The sequence below is a fragment of the Candidatus Eremiobacteraceae bacterium genome (genome assembly GCA_035710745.1).
GTDB lineage: Bacteria > Vulcanimicrobiota > Vulcanimicrobiia > Eremiobacterales > Eremiobacteraceae > JANWLL01.
In genome coordinates this window covers 120,264-137,574 of the sequence record DASTCX010000006.1, presented here as the reverse complement: position 1 = coordinate 137,574, position 17,311 = coordinate 120,264, and the positions used below count along the sequence as shown (strand labels likewise).

18 protein-coding genes are annotated in these 17,311 nt (G+C 64.4%); 6 read left to right on the top strand and 12 right to left on the bottom strand.

Annotation, left to right across the window (positions count from 1 at the left end):
- Positions 1-27: 27 nt before the first annotated feature.
- From VFO25_03200 to VFO25_03190, 3 genes are all read right to left on the bottom strand, one after another.
- The gene (locus tag VFO25_03200; GenBank protein ID HET9341911.1) at positions 28-1,443 is read right to left on the bottom strand and encodes an RDD family protein; all 1,416 of its coding nucleotides are present in this window, start codon (positions 1,441-1,443) and stop codon (positions 28-30) included.
- 9 nt (positions 1,444-1,452) lie between these two features.
- On the bottom strand, positions 1,453-2,553 hold the full coding sequence (locus VFO25_03195; GenBank protein ID HET9341910.1) for a PilT/PilU family type 4a pilus ATPase: 1,101 nt from the start codon (positions 2,551-2,553) through the stop codon (positions 1,453-1,455).
- Between the two features lie 141 nt (positions 2,554-2,694).
- Positions 2,695-4,089 carry an RtcB family protein gene (locus tag VFO25_03190; GenBank protein ID HET9341909.1) on the bottom strand — a complete coding sequence of 465 codons (1,395 nt, stop codon included), beginning with the start codon at positions 4,087-4,089 and terminating at the stop codon, positions 2,695-2,697.
- Positions 4,090-4,128: 39 nt separating this feature from the next.
- Between VFO25_03190 and VFO25_03185 the strand changes: the two genes are divergently transcribed.
- Entirely contained in the window at positions 4,129-5,373 is a 1,245-nt protein-coding gene (locus tag VFO25_03185) for an MFS transporter (GenBank protein ID HET9341908.1), read from the top strand.
- Positions 5,374-5,501: 128 nt separating this feature from the next.
- Here VFO25_03185 and VFO25_03180 read toward each other — a convergent pair whose 3' ends face one another.
- From VFO25_03180 to VFO25_03170, 3 genes are all read right to left on the bottom strand, one after another.
- Positions 5,502-6,140 (bottom strand): methylated-DNA--[protein]-cysteine S-methyltransferase, encoded by a 639-nt coding sequence (locus tag VFO25_03180; protein ID HET9341907.1) that lies wholly within the window; start codon positions 6,138-6,140, stop codon positions 5,502-5,504.
- A gap of 6 nt (positions 6,141-6,146) precedes the next feature.
- Positions 6,147-8,036, bottom strand: coding sequence for a fibronectin type III domain-containing protein (locus tag VFO25_03175; protein ID HET9341906.1), 1,890 nt, complete (start codon positions 8,034-8,036; stop codon positions 6,147-6,149).
- Positions 8,037-8,199: 163 nt separating this feature from the next.
- A complete protein-coding gene (locus tag VFO25_03170; GenBank protein HET9341905.1) occupies positions 8,200-8,583 on the bottom strand; it encodes a helix-turn-helix domain-containing protein in 384 nt (127 codons plus the stop codon).
- 165 nt (positions 8,584-8,748) lie between these two features.
- Between VFO25_03170 and VFO25_03165 the strand changes: the two genes are divergently transcribed.
- From VFO25_03165 to VFO25_03155, 3 genes are all read left to right on the top strand, one after another.
- Positions 8,749-9,192: a DUF5069 domain-containing protein gene (locus tag VFO25_03165; protein ID HET9341904.1), complete on the top strand. Its 444-nt coding sequence runs from the start codon at positions 8,749-8,751 to the stop codon at positions 9,190-9,192.
- A 180-nt stretch (positions 9,193-9,372) separates the two neighbouring features.
- Entirely contained in the window at positions 9,373-10,473 is a 1,101-nt protein-coding gene (locus VFO25_03160; protein HET9341903.1) for an ATP-binding protein, read from the top strand.
- A gap of 1 nt (position 10,474) precedes the next feature.
- The gene (locus tag VFO25_03155; GenBank protein HET9341902.1) at positions 10,475-11,290 is read left to right on the top strand and encodes a response regulator; all 816 of its coding nucleotides are present in this window, start codon (positions 10,475-10,477) and stop codon (positions 11,288-11,290) included.
- Here the strand turns inward: VFO25_03155 and ribH are convergent.
- The 5 genes from ribH to ribD form a co-directional block, all read right to left on the bottom strand.
- The gene (ribH, locus tag VFO25_03150) at positions 11,287-11,757 is read right to left on the bottom strand and encodes a 6,7-dimethyl-8-ribityllumazine synthase (protein ID HET9341901.1); all 471 of its coding nucleotides are present in this window, start codon (positions 11,755-11,757) and stop codon (positions 11,287-11,289) included. The genes VFO25_03155 and ribH overlap by 4 nt on opposite strands.
- A gap of 77 nt (positions 11,758-11,834) precedes the next feature.
- Positions 11,835-13,049 (bottom strand): bifunctional 3,4-dihydroxy-2-butanone-4-phosphate synthase/GTP cyclohydrolase II, encoded by a 1,215-nt coding sequence (locus tag VFO25_03145; protein HET9341900.1) that lies wholly within the window; start codon positions 13,047-13,049, stop codon positions 11,835-11,837.
- Between the two features lie 99 nt (positions 13,050-13,148).
- Positions 13,149-13,727, bottom strand: coding sequence for a hypothetical protein (locus tag VFO25_03140; protein HET9341899.1), 579 nt, complete (start codon positions 13,725-13,727; stop codon positions 13,149-13,151).
- On the bottom strand, positions 13,724-14,308 hold the full coding sequence (locus tag VFO25_03135; GenBank protein HET9341898.1) for a riboflavin synthase: 585 nt from the start codon (positions 14,306-14,308) through the stop codon (positions 13,724-13,726). Before VFO25_03135 ends, VFO25_03140 begins: the two co-directional genes overlap by 4 nt.
- Positions 14,309-14,447: 139 nt before the next feature.
- On the bottom strand, positions 14,448-15,584 hold the full coding sequence (gene ribD, locus VFO25_03130; protein HET9341897.1) for a bifunctional diaminohydroxyphosphoribosylaminopyrimidine deaminase/5-amino-6-(5-phosphoribosylamino)uracil reductase RibD: 1,137 nt from the start codon (positions 15,582-15,584) through the stop codon (positions 14,448-14,450).
- A gap of 57 nt (positions 15,585-15,641) precedes the next feature.
- On the opposite strand from ribD, the gene VFO25_03125 reads away from it, so the two are divergent.
- Complete coding sequence (locus VFO25_03125; protein ID HET9341896.1) at positions 15,642-16,253, top strand: ComF family protein; 612 nt, start codon at positions 15,642-15,644, stop codon at positions 16,251-16,253.
- A gap of 136 nt (positions 16,254-16,389) precedes the next feature.
- Here VFO25_03125 and VFO25_03120 read toward each other — a convergent pair whose 3' ends face one another.
- A complete protein-coding gene (locus VFO25_03120) occupies positions 16,390-16,527 on the bottom strand; it encodes a hypothetical protein (GenBank protein ID HET9341895.1) in 138 nt (45 codons plus the stop codon).
- Between the two features lie 180 nt (positions 16,528-16,707).
- On the opposite strand from VFO25_03120, the gene VFO25_03115 reads away from it, so the two are divergent.
- Positions 16,708-17,271, top strand: coding sequence for a CGNR zinc finger domain-containing protein (locus VFO25_03115; protein HET9341894.1), 564 nt, complete (start codon positions 16,708-16,710; stop codon positions 17,269-17,271).
- Positions 17,272-17,311 lie beyond the last annotated feature (40 nt).

The following is a 17,311-nucleotide window of genomic DNA, read 5'->3' as shown; positions in this document are numbered from 1 at the left end:
CGCGACGGTACGAAATCGTCCGGCCGGCTAGGAGCCGCCGCGGATGAGACGCGTTTGCGAGAAGATGTCGTGTATCCAGCGCCTCGTGAAGAACGGCCAGACCATCGGCACCATCGTCAAGACTGACCAGAACGCGAGGAAGTAACGCCATACCGCCCGAGCGCCGCTCACGCGCGATAGGTCGTTCTTCACGACGCGCAAGCCAAATGCCATCATGCCGAACGTGCGGCCGGTGAACGCGACGAGCAGCGCGCTGTACGCCATGACGAGAACGAACGACACCGCGCCGCCCGCCGAAAACGTCACTGCGACGTTGTGGGCTTGCAGCCACGCTCCGATCGCGTTCCCGAGCTGGTCGCTCGTATCGACGGGCGGAGCGCCCTTCCCGGCGATCTTCGTCGGCGTATTGTCCTGTAGGAATGTGACGCCCGAGACGATGTTCGACACGACCATGAAGTCGACGAAGAACGCGAGCGCCCGCTGGAACATGCTCGCATCGCGGGGCGCCCACGGCGCCACGAGCGCGGGAACGACGCCGGACTCAAGAGCCTCGCGTCGACGATCGAACTCCGGCTTCCAGTGCGAGTAGAGCGACGACTCGTGGAACTGATGGAGTTCGCGAAGCCGGTTGACCGCATAGGGCGTCTCACCGAGCCACTCGCCCATCTTCAGGCCCGGATCGACTGCCAGCTCGCGGCGCTGATCAGAGAACGCGAGGTAGCTCACCTGGCTCGCGAGCGGATGGAACGAGCACTTGAAGATAGCACGGATCGCCGCATCCAAAGAGCCGCAGCAAAGCAGGCCGATTCGATCGGCCGTGTATTCGGTGCGCCGCAGCCAACCGCCGAACACCAAAGCGATCACCGGATTCTCTTTGCCGGACGCCGAGAACAGCGACGTCAGCCGCGTGTGTCCGGCGGCGATGTGCCCGAGCTCGGCGCCGACAAGGAACGTGAGCTCGTCCTCTTCGAGATGCGGCAGCCACACGCTCGACAGCGCGAGCGCGTATGGGTCGCCCAAGCCCATGCCCGTGATGCACACGTAGAGATCTTCGCGGACGAACACGTGCGGCATCGGCAACCCGAGCAATCGTGCGCAGCGCTCGACCACTAGATAGAGCTTCGGCAGTTGACCTTCGTGCGCGCGGATACTCGTGCCCAAGAGCCGCCCGCGAGCGATCGTCACGTATACCATCCCGACGACGATGAGCAGCGCGACCTGCTGGATGCCGATTTTTTCCGGGAGGACGATGCCGACGATGGCGATGGTGATCGGCGCGAACAATATCGTCAGCCAGAAGGCCCGGTTTTCGGACGGCCAACGAAGTGAATTCGGTGCCTTGAAGAGGTCAGAGCCGGGGGCGCTAGGGGCGCCCGCCTTCGGGCCGACGCCCGAGCCGCTGCCGATTTCGCCGACGCCGCGAGGGCCGCCGGTCTCGATCATCGCAGCGCGCTAGCCGCCGGTCGCTGTCCGGCGCGCCTCGAGGGGCGAAATGCCGAGCATGCGCTGCATGTCGTCCGGACGCAGCGCTTTCGCGAGAGCCGTCTCGGCAGAGACGACGCCTTCCTGGACCAATCGCGCGAAATGCATCTCGAATGTCTGCATCCCTTGCGCGAAACCTCCCTGCATGTAACTGAGAATTTCTGTGACCTCGTTGTCGCGGATATGCGTCCGGACGCCCGACGTGCCGAGGAGTACCTCGACGACGCATGCTCGGCCGGCGCCATCGGCACGCATGACGAGCAGTTGCGATAGGACCGCCTCCAAGACGCTCGCGAGCTGGATACGGACCTGGTCCTGCTGCTCATGAGGGAAGACGTCGACTATCCGGTTGACGGAATCCGGCGCCGAAAGCGTGTGGAGCGTTGCGAGCACGAGGTGGCCGGTCTCGGCGGCTGCAAGCGCGAGTGAGATCGAATCGAGGTCACGCATCTCGCCGATCAGGATGACGTCGGGATCTTGACGGAGCGTCGCGCGGATCGCGTCGCTGTATGTCAAAGTATCGCGGCCGATCTCGCGCTGCGTGATGATCGCCTTCTGGCTGCCGTGAAGAAACTCGATCGGTTCTTCGATCGTGACGACGCGGACGTTGCGCGTGCGGTTGATGCGATCGACGATCGCGGCGAGCGTCGTCGATTTTCCGGCGCCCGTCGGGCCGGTGACCAAGACGAGACCGCGGTTCAGCTGCGCGATCTCGCCGACGACCGGCGGCAGCATAAGTTCCTCGAGGCGCGGCGGGATGTATGGGATCGCGCGGAACTCGGCCGTGAGATTGTCGCGCTCGAATGAGACGTGGACGCGGAAGCGTGCAACGCCGAGGATCGAGCAGGCGAAATCGATCTGCCGCGCGCGGTTGAGCGCCTGGAGCTGTTCGGGCGACATGATCGACGCGATGAGGTCGCGCGCGTCGTCCGCGCCGATCGTCCGGTCGTTGAGCGTCTGCAGCTCGCCGAACCGTCGCACGATCGGCGGACAGCCGACGACGATGTGCAGATCGGACGCCTCGCTTTCGATGACGTTCATCAGCAGATCGCCGAGGGTGACCGGGTACATCAGACCTCCGAGATGTGATTGATGTGGTATGCCGAGCGTAGCTCGGCAGTCCGCCACGAGTCCTCCGTATAGATATCGGCGGGAGCGAGACGGAGGCACAGCGTCCAACGGGACAGTGCGCACGCTCCGATGGGCCTTCGCTCAGTCGGTCCCTTTCAGCGAGGCAAGCGGCCACAACTCGTGCTCGACCTCCGCGAGACCGGCCTCGCGCACCGCGTCGATGACCTCGCGCGACGGCTTGTAGCACGGCGCCGATTCGTCGATCGGAACCTTGCCGTCGGCGTTGACGAGAATGCCCGCATCGCGATAGCGTCGATCCGTTTCGCGCCGGTCGAGCGTCCGCTCGGCTTGAGTCCGCGACATGCGCCGGCCCGCGCCGTGGTTGACGGAGTACGCGCTTTTCACCGCGCCCTCGAGCGGCCGCAAGATGAAACTGTAATCCATGTTGCTTCCGGGGATGAGCACCGGATGACCGCGGTCGTGCCAGCGCGTGTCGCGCAGCGCCGGGTGATTCGGGCCGAACGCGCGCGTCGCACCTTTACGGTGCACCCACACGTCGCCGAACTCCGGATGCGTCTCGAGCTGCACGAGGTTGTGGCTGATCTCGTAGACGAGGTGCAGCTCCGCGTCGAAGACGTCGGAAAACGCGCGCGCGACATCTTCGTAGATCGCGAGGCGGTTGACGATCGCGAAGTTGCCGCCCGCACTCACCGCGTTGAGGTATTCGCGGTAATGGCGCGAGTCCGGCGTGAAGTAGCCGAGATCGAGATGGGCGATCTTATCGGGTTTCTCGGCGCGCGCGAGATCGAAATAGTTCGTCGCCAAGCCGTGACCGAATCCGCGGCTGCCGGTGTGGACTTGGAGGAATAGCGTGTCGTCGCGCGTCTCTCGCTGCAGCTCGATGAAGTGGTTGCCGCCGCCGAGCGTGCCGATCTGACCGATTCCGCGCTCGGGCCGGCCGCGACCGCCCCACGGGATCTTCCACTCGTCGTCGACGGGCAGGCGATCGCGCTCCGCGAGTCCCCGATCGATCGTCGCGCCGAACTTGTCGATGTAGTACTCCGCGCCGCCGCGTACGAGGCGTTCGAACTCCGGCTCATCGAGACCGGCGAAGCGTCGGCTCTTGCCGCCGGCGCCCATCGCGACGCGCCGCATGACCTCGCGATTGAATGCGAGCTTCTTATCGGCCGTCGCCGACGACGATGGTACTTCGGAGCGAGCCGACATCATGCCGCAGCCGATGTCGAATCCGACCGGGCCCATGGCTATCGCACCGTCGACGGCGTCGGTGAGGATGACGCACCCGACCGGCACTCCATAACCGTAGTGGACGTCCGGGGTGATGACGACGAGACGCACGCCGGGAAACGCCGCCGCATTGCGGATTTGCGCGTAGAGGTTGTCCTCGGCGGATTCGAGCAGCGAATCGGTGAGAAATAGCCGCACCTCGACGCCGTTCGTGTCGTCGTTGCGGAGCACAAAATAGCCGGCGTCGTCGCGCACGACGGCCTCGCGCCAGTCCTTCGTCTGTTTCATGAAGGACCGCCGTTGACGGCGGCGTGAACTTGGCCGGCGATGCAAAGCCGTGCCGTCCGTCTCGTCGCCCGGATCTCTACGGGCGGGTGGTTCGAAGCGTACGATCTCTTCATGACGTCGTACATCGCGCTCGGTCTGTATCGCGAGAAGCTGTTCACGCCGCTCGGACAGGGGCCGGCCGGTTTCGCTACCTTCGTCGGCGCCGGTTTCGCCGGGATGTTCGCGGGCACGATGCTCTTCGGTTGGGTGTCCGACAGATTCGGAAGGCGAGCGACGTTCGCGTGGTCACTCATCTTCTACTCCCTGACGACGCTCTTCATGTCGCTGGCGGGCAGCGCGCTCGCCATCGACATCTGGCGTCTGCTCGCCGGCGTCGGCATCGGCGTCCAGATCATAACGATCGACGCGTACGTCTCCGAGATCGCGCCTGCTGCCGATCGCGGACGGCTGATCGCGCTCAGTCAAGCGGTGACGTTCACCGCCGTGCCGGTCGTCGCGTTCCTCGCAGCGTGGTTGGTGCCGCTCGATCTGCGCCTCGGCGCTGCGTTGGTTCCTGGATGGCGCATCGTCGCCGCGATCGGTGCGGCGGGCGCGCTCATCGCGTGGCAGCTGCGCCGCGGCCTCCCCGAATCGTCTAGATGGATCGAATCTCGAACGTCCGCTTCATCCCGCTCGACCTCGACGCTCGCCGACATATTCGCTCCCGCACTCCGTGCTCGAACCATCATGCTCGTCGTGTTCAACGTCCTTCAGACGTTCGGCTACTACGGCTTCACGTCGTGGGTGACGACGCTGCTCTATCAAGAGCACATCGAATTCGTCCACTCGCTCGAATACACGGCGATCATTGCGCTCGCGAATCCTTTCGGACCGATCGTCGCGATGTTCTTCGCCGATCGGATGGAGCGCAAGTGGCAAATAGCGGCGCTGGCCGTCGTCATCGCGATCGCGGGGCTTGCGTTTGGCGCGGCGCGTTCGCCCGTCGCCATCATCTTGTGGGGCATCGCTATCGCGCTATCGATCAACTGGTTCTCAAGCGCCTTCCATGCGTACCAGGCGGAGCTCTATCCGACTCGGATCCGCTCTCAAGGTGTCGGCTTCGTCTATAGTTTTGGCAGGTTGAGCGCGATCGGCGTCGGTTATGCGGTCGCGGCGGTCACGCGAGGATTTGGCACGCAAGGAGTGTTCGTCATGATCGCCGCCGCGATGGTCGTCGTCGCACTGATCGTGTCGGCGTTCGGACCCCGGACGAATCGGCTGGAGCTGGAGGCAATCGCCTCATGATCCTGTAGCGGTCGAGCTTTAGCTCGACCGTCGCGGCCGTTCCAATGCAAGGTCGTCGGCGGTCGACCTTAAAGGTCGACCGCTCCACTCAGATCCCACTCGACCGCTCCCAATCCTCCGTCGAGCGATTAGTCGATCTTGATGCCTTCGAGGGCCAGCAGTTTTTTCTTGACCGATAGGCCGAAGACGTATTCACCGATCGCGTCGTCGCCGGCGACGACGCGATGGCACGGCACGAGCAGGGGCACCGGATTGTTCGCGAGCGTCGTGCGCACCGCGAGCGCCGATCGCGGCCGCTTCACCTCGGTCGCCAGCCATGCGTACGTCCGCACTTCGCCGCGAGCGATTTCGCGCGTCTTATCCAGTACGAGTCGTTGGAAATCGGTGAGGCTGCCCAAGTCGATGGCGACGCGCGCGCTCTTGTCGCCGGCGAGTCCGCGCTTCAGCTTGTCGACGACGTCTGCGGGCGGCTTCGGATCGCGGATCGGCGCCGTCTTGAATCGCTTCGCGTGCCATTTGACGAACTCCGCATCGCTTTCGACGAGCCGCACCGCGTCGACTCCGTCGCGACCGTACGCGACGAACGCGTCGCCGATCTTCGTCGGGACTCGCACGTACGCGATCGCCATGCCGAGGCTTGCGAGCACGTCCGGCTTCGCAGATCGATTGATGCTCGCTGCGCGCGACTCGCGGACCGCCGTCGCGAGATCGATCGGTCCTCGTTTGGCCTTCGCCGGTCCGGCCCTACCGCTCTTAGCCTTCGCCATGCGACGTCACCACGCGAAGTCCGCGATCGCCGACCACCCGTCGTCACCCGTGCCGCGCCAGTCGAAGAACGTCTGGCCGATCGCGCCCGCGCCTTTCGAGCCAGCAAGGCACCAGCCGATCTCATCGGGTGACGGCCTGCCGGTCGTGCCGAGATCATCGCTTTGACCCGCTACGTTGATCGGGATGTCGCGGCCGGCTTGCTGGCGCGTCAGCGAGACGGAATCGGCGCACGCGCCGCTCACCTCATCCTGCGTGTACGAATGATGCGTCGACGTGTAGAAATGATGCCAGTACTCCATCGGCTGCATGACGCTCGCGTACGTCGCGATGCCGGCGAACGGATAGCGCGTGTTCGTCCAGTGCGTGAGCGCCGGCGACATGACGGTCGCGACGACGAGGTAGTCCGCACCGACCGCATCGCGCACGAGCGCGATCTGGTCCACCATACGCTGCTTCGCGATATCGCCGTTGCCCATGTAATTGTCGCCGTCCTCGATGTCGAGCGAGAGGCCCGAGAAGCCGTTGCCCGAGGGCGTCGTGTATTCAGCCGCTGCGACCGCTGCCGCCGCATCAGCGGTCGTCGAACGGCGCGGCACTTGCCACGCGATGAGCCGGATGCCGGCGCTGCTCGCCCGGTCGATCAATTCGTCAAGCCACGCACGCGATGCCGGCGTGGCGGCCTCGGCGAACGTCCCACGCGCCATCCGCACCTCGATGTGCGATATGCCGCTCGTCTTCGCGCGCGCGATGACCGCAGCCGGATCGTATTTGAGATACGAGTTCTCGCCGCTCGCATCCGACGTGAAGTAGAGGAACATGCCTTTGCCGGAGATCGCGCTGACGCTCGTCGCCGGGAGCCTGGCGCCCGTCGTGACGAATCCCGTTGACGCTCTCAGCGCTCCGTTGTCCGTCGATGCGACAACCGTATAGGTGTATGCCGTCTCAGGGGCGACGGAGTCGTCGCGCCACGAGCGCCCCATCGGCGAAACCGTCGCGATAAGCACGCCGTGTGATGCGCCAGACCTGCGCCGGTAGATCTTGTATTGTGTCACGCCATCCTGCGGCAAGTGCATCCACCCGACGACGACGATGCGCCCGCCGATCGGCTGCGCCGCTGCCGAAAACGTAGAGAACGAATTCGACGGCGATGAGAGCGAGAGCGTCTGCCTGCCGATCGTCGGGCTGTCCGTCGCCGCAACGATGGTGAACGACGTGCCCTCCGCGACCGTGACCATCGCTCCCGGAGCGCCGGGCGCATTCGGATCGAGCGGGAGAACGTCAGCGAAGTCGGACGACCAGTCGACGTTCAGACGTGAGGGATCGACTCCGGCGGGTATCGCGAGCGACACCGTCGTCGTCCACATGCCGTCGGCGGTAAGGCGCCAGGGCGCGGCTGTGAACGACGAAAGCACCGCTTGGTTCGAACTGGTCGGATTGGCAGAAGGCGATAGCGACGAAGCCGGTGCCGACGACGACGGATCCACCCCGATCGCGATCCGGCGCGAAGCGGCGCTGCTACGCGCCTGGGTCTGTCTTGCCACGTGCGACGATCGAGCGGTGTGGACTCGCTCCGCGCGCTCGGTCGCAGCGCGCTCGTGCGTCGCTTTCGTGGCGACGAACGGCGCAGGCAAGGTGGCGGCATCGGCGGGCTGCGGAACATCATCGACCGCAACGCTCGTCAATCCGGTGCCGGTGCCCGCGGCCAGCGCGAGTCCGGCGAATGCCGAGCAGCATAACCCGGCGACGATCGACGCGGCCGCGACCCGAACGACTTTGCCCGAAGGCCACCACGCCTGACCTTCCGCGAGCCGCTCCTGACGGCGCCGCTCGACGAGATCGAGCGGTGGCCGAAGCGACTTGCGGACGGGTCCGCCGCGTTGCGGCAGGTGATACATTCGAGACGCTTTCCGTCGCACAAAACAGCACGAAGCAAAAAGCGACCGCCGCCTGGTCGACGGACGCGATTGCGAAACCGGGCGCGCCCGTTTCGGAAAAGCAAAACGGCTGCCCTTTCGAGCAGCCGTCGCTTCGCGTCTTAGTGACCGACGTCACGTCGGACTATGCGGCGCTGTCCTTCTCGTGCTGCTCGTCCTCGCGCACCATATCGCGAGCTTGCGCGCTCGCGATCTCGTCGGCGTGGGCTACCGCCCAGTCGTGGAGCTGCCTGAGCACGGGCATGAGGCTCTCGCCGAGCGGCGTCAGCGAGTAATCGACTCGCGGCGGCACCTGAGGATGCACGCGGCGCGCCACCAGACCGTCGCGCTCGAGGTCGCGCAGCTGACGCGTGAGCACCTTGGGCGTGATGCCCTCCATCGCGCGCTGCAGCTCGCCGAATCGTTTCGTACCGGTCGTGAGGGTATGCAGCACGATGATCTTCCATTTGTCGCCGACAAATGCGATCGTCCGCTGGATCGGACACGTGAGCTTGGTTGAGTACGTCATGGTTGCCACCGCCAAATTTCAATCGGGTTACTAGGGCACTTTTGGGTAACTACTGTGTTTTCGGCTGTACGGTGGGTATAATCCTCTTGGGATGAATCGCAAGCACAGGTGCTTTTCTGTCCCGCAAACCGTAAAAACTTACAAGTGAGAGGGCTACTACACCATATGGATTTGACCAAGACATACCCGCGCAGCGTCGGCGAGCGCTTCGCCGGCATCGTCCAGATCGGACGAACGACCGACAAAGCGCGCGCGTACAAAGCCGGAACCGTTGGAGAATACCACTTCAACTGCGGCATGGACCAGGCGGTCTTCAAGTTTCTCGGCATCGACGATCACGAAGCGTTCGCCGAGCGCGCTGCGACCAGTGACGACGCATCGTTCGAGCGATGGCTGAAGGACGCGTACGTCTCGAAGAAATCAAAGGCGGAGATCGACCGCTGGAACCGCGAGTGGCTGGAGACTCGTCCTGAGCCCGGCTCGGACAGCGAGAAGTACTTCCTCACGCTGCGAGATCAGATCGCGCCCGCGCGAAAGGACGTACGGTCGTGGCCGGACCTGCTCGACCTCGACGAAAACCGCGAGGTACCCCAGCGGGCGGCGGCCTGAAGGACGCGACAACACCAATACGTACAGCGAGGGGCTCATTTTTGGGCCCCTCGTCATGCGCCCGACCCGGGCGTCTGATAAGTATGGTGATTCCTCTGGTGTAATCCAGGCGGTTGCGCTGTACGATGGTGCAGGCCCGTGCGGGCGTGGCGCCCACAGCAATTGAAGGTCGGGCCGACCATGAGTAAAGCCGATGACAAATTCCGTAGTCTGCTCGAAGGCGCGCCCGACGCGATGGTCATCTGCGGGCGCGATGGCACGATCGTCCTCGTGAACGCGCAGGCCGAAAAGCTCTTCGGCTATCCGCGCGAGGAGCTGCTCGGAAAATCGGTCGACGCGCTCGTGCCGCAGCGTTTGAGGCCGCAGCATGGCGCGCATCGAACCGGCTACGTCGAAGACCCGCGTCCGCGCCCGATGGGCGCCGGCCTCGAGCTTTTCGCGCGTCATCGCAACGGCTCGGAATTCCCGGTCGAGATCAGTTTGAGCCCGCTCGAAACCGAGGAGGGCACGCTCGTCACGAGCGCGATCCGCGACATCACCGAGCGCAAGCAATTCGAAACGATGTTGCGCGAGAAGAACGAAGAGCTCGAGCGCGTCGGCCTGGCCAAAGACAGCTTTCTCGCGAGCATGAGCCACGAGTTACGGACGCCGCTCAACGCCGTCATCGGCTTCACGGGCACGCTGCTCATGAAACTCCCCGGCCCGCTCAACGCCGAACAAGAGCAGCAGCTACGGACGGTCCAGGCGAGCGCGCGCCATCTGCTCTCGCTCATCAACGATATGCTCGACCTCGCGAAGATCGAATCGGGCAAAGTCGAGCTGATGTTCGAGCCGGTGGAGAGCCAATCGATCGTTCGCGAGGTGGTCGAGAGCCTTCGATCGTTGGCGAGTGAGAAAGGCCTGACGCTCACGCTCGATGCCCCGGCGACCGACATCGCCGTCCGCACCGACCGCCGCGCACTGAGCCAAGTGCTGCTCAACCTCGTCAACAACGCGATCAAGTACACGCAAAAAGGCTTCGTCCGCGTCGAACTGCGGCGGGTGGACGAGATGGTCGAGTTTTCGGTGACCGACTCTGGGATCGGGATCCGCGCGGAAGACCTCGAGAAACTCTTCGAACAATTCAGCCAGGTAGATCGCTCGACGACGCGGCGCTTCGAGGGAGCCGGTCTCGGCTTGTATCTGAGCAAGCGGCTTGCGGCGCTGCTCGGCGGCCGGATCTCGGTCGAGAGCGAGTACGGCAAGGGCAGCCGCTTCTCGCTCGTGCTGCCGAGGGCGTGACGTGCCCGCGAAGATACTCGTCGTCGAGGACAACCCGACAAATCTTTACCTCATGGAGTACCTGCTCGGCGCGTACGGCCATACCGTCAAGACCGCGACCGACGCGCTGACGGCGCTCGCCGCGATCGAGGCGGAGCGCTTCGATCTCATCCTCGCCGACGTCCTCATGCCGAAGATGGACGGTTTCGAATTCTTGAAGCGCGCGAAATCCGCCCACGCGGACGGGCCGCCGATCGTCGCGGTCACCGCTCTCGCGATGGTCGGCAACAAAGAGGCGATCATGGAGTCGGGCTTCGACGGATACATCGCCAAGCCGATCAGTCCGGAGACGTTCGTCGGCGAGGTCGACAGCTATCTCCCGGGGGCGAAGCGATCGAAAGCGACGTCCGGCTCGCAGCCGCGGAGCGTCGACGACGAGCCCGGTCGTCCGAGACCCGCCGGCCGCACGATCTTGGCGGTCGACGACGTGCCGACGAACACGCAGGTGCTGCGCGCGACGCTCGAACCGTTCGGCTACAACGTCGTCGAAGCTCGTTCGATGAATGAGGCGTTGGAGATCGCCGCGCGCGTCAAGCCGGATCTCGTCGTCACCGACGTGCACATGCCTAGCGGAAGCGGCTACGACCTCATCCGGGCGTTCAAGGCCGATCCGGACCTACACGACGTCGTGTTCGTCTTCGTGTCGTCGACATATTGGCACGAGCTCGACCGCGCGCGCGGTCTATCGCTTGGTGCGAGCAAGTTCTTGGTGCGGCCGATCGACCCGCAGACGCTCGTCACCGAGATCACCGAAACGCTGCAAGACGCCGACGGTTAGAATTCCCTGCGCGCCGCTGCCATCGCCATCGCGGCTTGCGCGGCCTCGAAGCCTTTGTTGCTCGTCCGATGCGTGTTGCCGTGTTCGGGCGAGCTCGCGTCGACGCTGCTCGCACGGGCTGCGGCCTGCGCTGCCGTGTCGGTCGTCAGGACGCCGAAGGCGACGGGCACGCCGGTGCGCAGCGCGACCTCGCCGAGGCCGCGGGCCGCTTCGCCAGCGACGAAATCGAAGTGCGGTGTCTCGCCGCGGATGACGCAGCCGACGGCGACGATCGCCGCATACTCGTTCGATTGCGCGAGCCACAACGCGGCGACGGGAAGTTCGAACGCGCCAGGAACCTCGACGGTCTTGACATCCGCTGATGAGATGCCGGCGGCGGCGAACGCGCGCAGCGCTCCGTCGAGGAGCGCTTGCGTGATGGGCGCGTTGAAGCGCGCTCGAACGATCGCGAACTTCTTGGGTTTCATTTAATAGCGACCGCCTATTTTGTAGCGGTCGAGCTTTAGCTCGACCGCCGCGGCCTGACCATGTGAAACCCGATCCGTCACGACGTCAGTTCGGGCTCGTCGAGGAGATGGCCGAGCTTCTCCTTCTTCACGCGCAGGTAGTCCGCGTTGTCGTCGTGCAGATCGGTGATGAGCGGTACGCGGCCGAGCAGCTTCAGGCCGTACCCCTCGAGGCCCGCGATCTTGCGCGGGTTGTTCGTGATGATGCGCATCTCGCGAACGCCGAGGTCGTGGAGTATCTGCGATCCGATGCCGTATTCGCGCTTGTCGGCGGGCAGCCCGAGCTTGAGGTTCGCCTCGACCGTGTCGGCGCCGCTATCTTGAAGCTCGTATGCGCGCAGCTTGTTGGCAAGACCGATCCCGCGGCCTTCTTGGTGCAGATAGAGAAAGACACCGCGGCCGGCGCGAGCGATGATGTTGAGCGCGCCGTCGCGCTGCGCCGCGCAGTCGCAGCGCTTGCTGCCGAGCGCGTCGCCGGTGAGACATTCCGAGTGGACGCGGACGCTGATGTCTTTGCCGTCGCCGATCTCACCCATGACGAGCGCGACGTGGCATGCCCCGTCGACGAGCGATTCGTAGCCGTAGCCGGTGAAAACGCCGAAGCGCGTCGGCAGCTTGAACGTCGCGATGCGCTTGATGAGCTTCTCGTTGCGCATCCGGTAGGCGATGAGGTCCTTCACCGTGATGAGCTTGATGTCGTGCTCCGCGCTGAAGCGTTCGAGTGCGGCACGGCGCATCATCCGGCCGTCATCGTCGAGGATCTCGCAGATGACGCCGGCAGGATAAAGCCCGGCTAGGCGAGCGAGGTCGACGGCCGCTTCGGTTTGACCGGCGCGAACGAGAACGCCGCCTTCGCGGGCGCGGAGCGGAAACGTGTGACCGGGTGAGACGAAGTCCGACGGCTTTGACGCGGCGTCGACGAGCGTTTGAATCGTCGCGGCGCGGTCGTGTGCGGAGATCCCAGTCGTCGTCCGTCCCTTCGCTTCGACAGAGACGGTGAATGCGGTTTCGAGCGGCGAGGTGTTGTCTTGCACCATCATCGGGATGCGCAATTCCTCGAGCCGTCTCGGTTCCATGGATACGCAGATCAGGCCGCGACCGAACTTCGTCATGAAGTTGATCGCTTCGGGGGTCGCGTGTTGCGCCGCGATCGTCAAGTCGCCTTCGTTCTCGCGGTCTTCGTCGTCCATGACGACGAGCATCCGGCCCGCCCGGATGTCGGCGATTGCTTCTTCGATGGTCGCTATCGGCATGTGTCTATAGTTCGACGGCTGGGCCTTCACGCCTAGGGAGCGGTCGAGATTCATCTCGACCGCCGCGGCCTGCGCTATGCTTTTTGTAGCGGTCGAGCTTCAGCGCGGCGTGTAAATCCCGAGCGCTTTGTCCTCTGTGGCCCAAGTATCTTCGACTTTGAGGCGGGGTTTGTCAGCTGGATAGGTTCCCGAAGGGTGACTGGCGGTATATGCTTCGGCGATCGCGGCGAGGTACTCGAAGTTCTCCCACAAGCCTACCCCGGCGATCCTCCGCATAACGCCGAGCGCCGGGACCAAATGCTCCCAGGCCTGCACGACGATCCCCGACCACAGGTCCATCGCGATAGCTTCGTCGATGATGTCGTGCTTCACGAAGCTTCCCATCGACTCGAAAAAGTTACCGACGACGTTGACCGCGCGGAGCTCTTCCTCGAGCGGCGCCTGCATCAATGCGGCGCGCGTCTTGGGATCTTTGAGATGTTCGTGGAGTTCACGCACGACGAAGCGCAGAGCGCGCATGAACCCTTCTGACTCGAGAACCTCGCGACACTCGGTCAGCGCGACGATCTGGTTGTTGCCCCGCATGTGCCGGAGCTGCCCGAGGGCAGCGATCGCGGTCGCCGCGATGACGAGGAGCGTACCGATAGACGCGATCGTGTTGAGGACTTCGAGCGTCATCGGCGTCTGCCGTACTCGAGCGCGTGCGCGGCGTAACGAGCTATCGGATCGGCCTCGAGATTGAGCGACGAGCCTTCCTCGACGTCGCCGAGGGTCGTCTTCGCGAGCGTCTCCGGGATGAGCGCAACGGCGAATTCGCCTTCCCGCACCGCTGCGACCGTGAGGCTGACACCTTCGAGCGCAACCGAGCCCTTTTCGGCGATGAGCGGTGCGAGTTCGGGTGGCGTGACGCACCACATGCGCGCGCCGTCGCCCTCTTTCGCTTTGCTCAGCACGACCGTCGTCGCGTCGACGTGACCGTAGACGAGGTGGCCGCCGATCGGATCGCCGGCACGAAGGCTCGTCTCGAGATTGACGCCGTCGTTTTCTCTGAGCTCGCCGAGGTTCGTGCGCGACACCGTCTCGGGCACGATGTCGAAGCCAAGAAGATCGCCCTCATCAACGACCGTGAGACAGACGCCGTTGACGGCGATGCTGTCGCCGCGCTTCGCCGATAAGCCGGCCGGCTTTCTTATCGTCAGCTTCAGACCGCCGCTCGCGAGGTGCTTCGCGTCGGCGACGGTGGTCCGATGCGAGATCAACCCAGTGAAGATGTGTGCGCTCCCTTAGACTCGTAGCGGTCGAGCTTTAGCTCGACCGGCGACTACCTTGCAGTTCTGCCGTCCCACCGCGCGACCTTTCGCGAAGCGAGACCGCGGCGGTCGAGATAAATCTCGACTGCTACACCCCAGAAGCGATTCCATCGGGGCGCGAGACGATGAGCACGTCGTCGCCGAGCTTGCGAACGGACCGCACGCGCAAGTGTCGCGACTGCGAAAGTCCGTGAAAGGCGGGCGCAGTAGCCGCGGTCCCCAGCACGACGGGCGCGACGAGCGTGTGCAGTTCGTCGACGAGACCGGCTTCGAGCAGCGCCGACGCGAGCGTCGGCCCGCCTTCGCACAACACGCCAAGCATTCCGAGCGAGCCTAAGCGCTCGAGCAAATCGCGCAGGTCGACGCGTCCGCCATCGCTCGTTCCGCATGCGAGCACATCGATTCCGGCCGAGCGTAGGTCGTCGATGCGTTCGCGTGGCGCAGACGCGTTCGTCGCGACGAGCGTCGTCGCGCGCGCACGATCGGTCACGAGTTTCTTGTCGAGCGGAAGCCGCGCCGACGAATCGACGACGATCCGCCGGTACGGCACCGCCCGCTCGCGATAGGGACGTACCGTCAGCTGCGGATCATCGACGAGAACCGTACCGATGCCGACCATCACCGCGTCGTGTTCGAATCGAAGCCTTCTGACGTGTGCCGTCGCGGCGCGCCCGGTGAGCGCATAGCGCTCCCCAGACTTCGGCGCGATCGCGCCGTCGAGGCTCTGCGCCATTTTGAGCGTGACGAACGCGCGACCGGTCCGCCGCTGATGGAGATACATCCGGTTGAGTTCGCGCGCGCGTTCCTCGCCGCACCCGAGCTCGACGTGGATCCCCGCGGCGCGAAGCCGGCGGATCCCGGCGCCTCTGGCGCGCTCGTCTTCATCGAGCGTCGCGACGACGACGCGAGCGATGCCCGCCTCGATGATCGCGCGCGTGCATGGCGGCGTTGCTCCCTCGTGATCGCACGGCTCGAGGTTGACGTAAAGGGTCGCACCTCGTGCCTCTGCTCCGGCGCGACCGAGTGCGACGGCCTCTGCGTGCGCCGTGCCCGCGCGCTCGTGATATCCGAACGCTATCGGCATCTCGTCATCGCCGCGCGCGATGACCGCACCGACCATCGGATTCGGACTCGTGTTGCCGAGCGCGCGTTCGGCTTCGGCGAGCGCGAGGGTCATGAGCGCTTCGGAACGCATCGTGCCGTCTTTGTACGTGCGACGCGTCAAATCCGCCGCGATACTGCCTCTATTGACGCGTAGCGGCACGGCGGTGAGTCTGAGCCGATGCTCGACTTTCTCATGCCGGCGTTATGCGCCGGATGCGGTGCGACCGGCGCGGTCCTCTGCTGTCGCTGCACGGCGGCGATCGCGACCCGCGACGCGATCGTCATCGGAGCGCGCGGCGACGTACCGCCGGTACTGGCGCTCGGATGCTACGACGGCGCGTTGCGCGCGGCCGTACTCGCACTGAAATTCCGCGGTGCTCGAGCCGTCGGCGCGACATTCGGCCGATGGATCGCCGAGCGCATCTTCTGGCCCTTCGAAGTCGTCATCCCAGTGCCGCTCCACACGCAACGGCTGCATGAGCGCGGCTACAATCAGGCTGCGCTCATCGCACGCGCCGTCGCGACGGTTTGGCGGGCGCGCTTTGCCGCCGATGCGCTTGCGCGGCATCGGCCGACGGTACCTCAAAGCAGTTTAGGTATGACCGAGCGGTGCGCGAACGTCAAAGGGGCGTTCGGGCGGGGCAAAAAGTTCGGTGTGGCTGTGGGGCGCCGGATCCTTATCGTCGACGATGTCCTGACGACCGGCGCGACTGTCGCGGAGTGCGCGTCTGTTCTACGCGCTGCCGGCGCGCACTGCGTTTATGTTGCGTGCGCGGCGATCCGGCTCTGAGGGCTAGCTGGGGTGTGTCTTCACTAGACGCGCCCGCAGCGGTCGCGGCTAGCCTCGTTGCGAAGCTCCGCGATCCGCTGGCGTGTGATCTCGTGAAGTATGTCTGCCGGAATGGAGGGCCGGCGGCGGTCGCCGATCATATCCGAACCCCCCATCCGCCGAACAACGTCGTGTCGGCTCCGGCAGGTATCCGGACGAGGGTCGTCCGGCTGCCGTCGAGGGCATCGCGCGTCTCGTTGAGCGCGATGACCGTCGCGTTTCTCTCGCTTTTCATTGGTGTTTCTCCCTGATTTGGTCTCTTGTCTGTAACCTGCTATGAGTGTACACTAGTTATTAGTAACCTGTCAAATTAAATTAAAGGTTACTAAATGTCCCATTGCGAAGGACAAACCTATTGTATCGTAACCAGCGTTAAGACTATAATGGTCACGCCTAAGGGGGTAATCATGGACTTATGACGGATCGGATCGGCGATAAACCGGCGCCAGGGCGCCTAAAGCTTGTCCAAGCCTTTTTGAATTCGACGAACACGAAGAGCGGACGCGACGATTTCTCGAGCGCGGCGGCGCTCAAAGAGTGGCTCGTCGAGGAACAACTGATCCCCGCCAAGGCTGCGGTCGCGGAATCTGACGTGCGTCAGGCGGCCGCGGTTCGCGACGCGCTCATCCGTTTGATAGAGTCCCGAGCAGACGGCAAGATCGATTCTAATGCCGTCGACGTCCTCAATCGCTCGACCCGTAGCGCGCAGATGTGCGTCTCTTTCGGTTCCGAGGGCCGCGTGCAGCTCGAACCCCTAGCCCCCGCCGTCGACGGCGCCATGGGCAAGCTCATCGCGATCGTCGTCGACGCGATGTCCGACGGCACGTGGGAGAACCTCAAGATCTGCCGCGGAGACGATTGTTCTTGGGCTTTCTACGACCGGTCGAAAAACCACTCGGGCACGTGGTGCGACATCAACGATTGCGGCAACGTGGCAAAGGCGCGCTCGTACCGGGCGCGTCACGCGCATCACAACTGACGATTTCCGCTTGACAGCCGGCTTACTTTGTAGTACAAAG

What these genes read in the sequence shown, in the direction of transcription:
- VFO25_03200 (HET9341911.1), bottom strand. Translation starts at nt 1,443, where the DNA reads ATGATCGAGACCGGCGGCCCTCGCGGCGTCGGCGAAATCGGCAGCGGC.
- VFO25_03195 (HET9341910.1), bottom strand. Translation starts at nt 2,553, where the DNA reads ATGTACCCGGTCACCCTCGGCGATCTGCTGATGAACGTCATCGAAAGC.
- VFO25_03190 (HET9341909.1), bottom strand. Translation starts at nt 4,089, where the DNA reads ATGAAACAGACGAAGGACTGGCGCGAGGCCGTCGTGCGCGACGACGCC.
- VFO25_03185 (HET9341908.1), top strand. Translation starts at nt 4,129, where the DNA reads ATGCAAAGCCGTGCCGTCCGTCTCGTCGCCCGGATCTCTACGGGCGGG.
- VFO25_03180 (HET9341907.1), bottom strand. Translation starts at nt 6,140, where the DNA reads ATGGCGAAGGCTAAGAGCGGTAGGGCCGGACCGGCGAAGGCCAAACGA.
- VFO25_03175 (HET9341906.1), bottom strand. Translation starts at nt 8,036, where the DNA reads ATGTATCACCTGCCGCAACGCGGCGGACCCGTCCGCAAGTCGCTTCGG.
- VFO25_03170 (HET9341905.1), bottom strand. Translation starts at nt 8,583, where the DNA reads ATGACGTACTCAACCAAGCTCACGTGTCCGATCCAGCGGACGATCGCA.
- VFO25_03165 (HET9341904.1), top strand. Translation starts at nt 8,749, where the DNA reads ATGGATTTGACCAAGACATACCCGCGCAGCGTCGGCGAGCGCTTCGCC.
- VFO25_03160 (HET9341903.1), top strand. Translation starts at nt 9,373, where the DNA reads ATGAGTAAAGCCGATGACAAATTCCGTAGTCTGCTCGAAGGCGCGCCC.
- ribH (HET9341901.1), bottom strand. Translation starts at nt 11,757, where the DNA reads ATGAAACCCAAGAAGTTCGCGATCGTTCGAGCGCGCTTCAACGCGCCC.
- VFO25_03145 (HET9341900.1), bottom strand. Translation starts at nt 13,049, where the DNA reads ATGCCGATAGCGACCATCGAAGAAGCAATCGCCGACATCCGGGCGGGC.
- VFO25_03140 (HET9341899.1), bottom strand. Translation starts at nt 13,727, where the DNA reads ATGACGCTCGAAGTCCTCAACACGATCGCGTCTATCGGTACGCTCCTC.
- VFO25_03125 (HET9341896.1), top strand. Translation starts at nt 15,642, where the DNA reads ATGCTCGACTTTCTCATGCCGGCGTTATGCGCCGGATGCGGTGCGACC.
- VFO25_03120 (HET9341895.1), bottom strand. Translation starts at nt 16,527, where the DNA reads ATGAAAAGCGAGAGAAACGCGACGGTCATCGCGCTCAACGAGACGCGC.
- VFO25_03115 (HET9341894.1), top strand. Translation starts at nt 16,708, where the DNA reads ATGACGGATCGGATCGGCGATAAACCGGCGCCAGGGCGCCTAAAGCTT.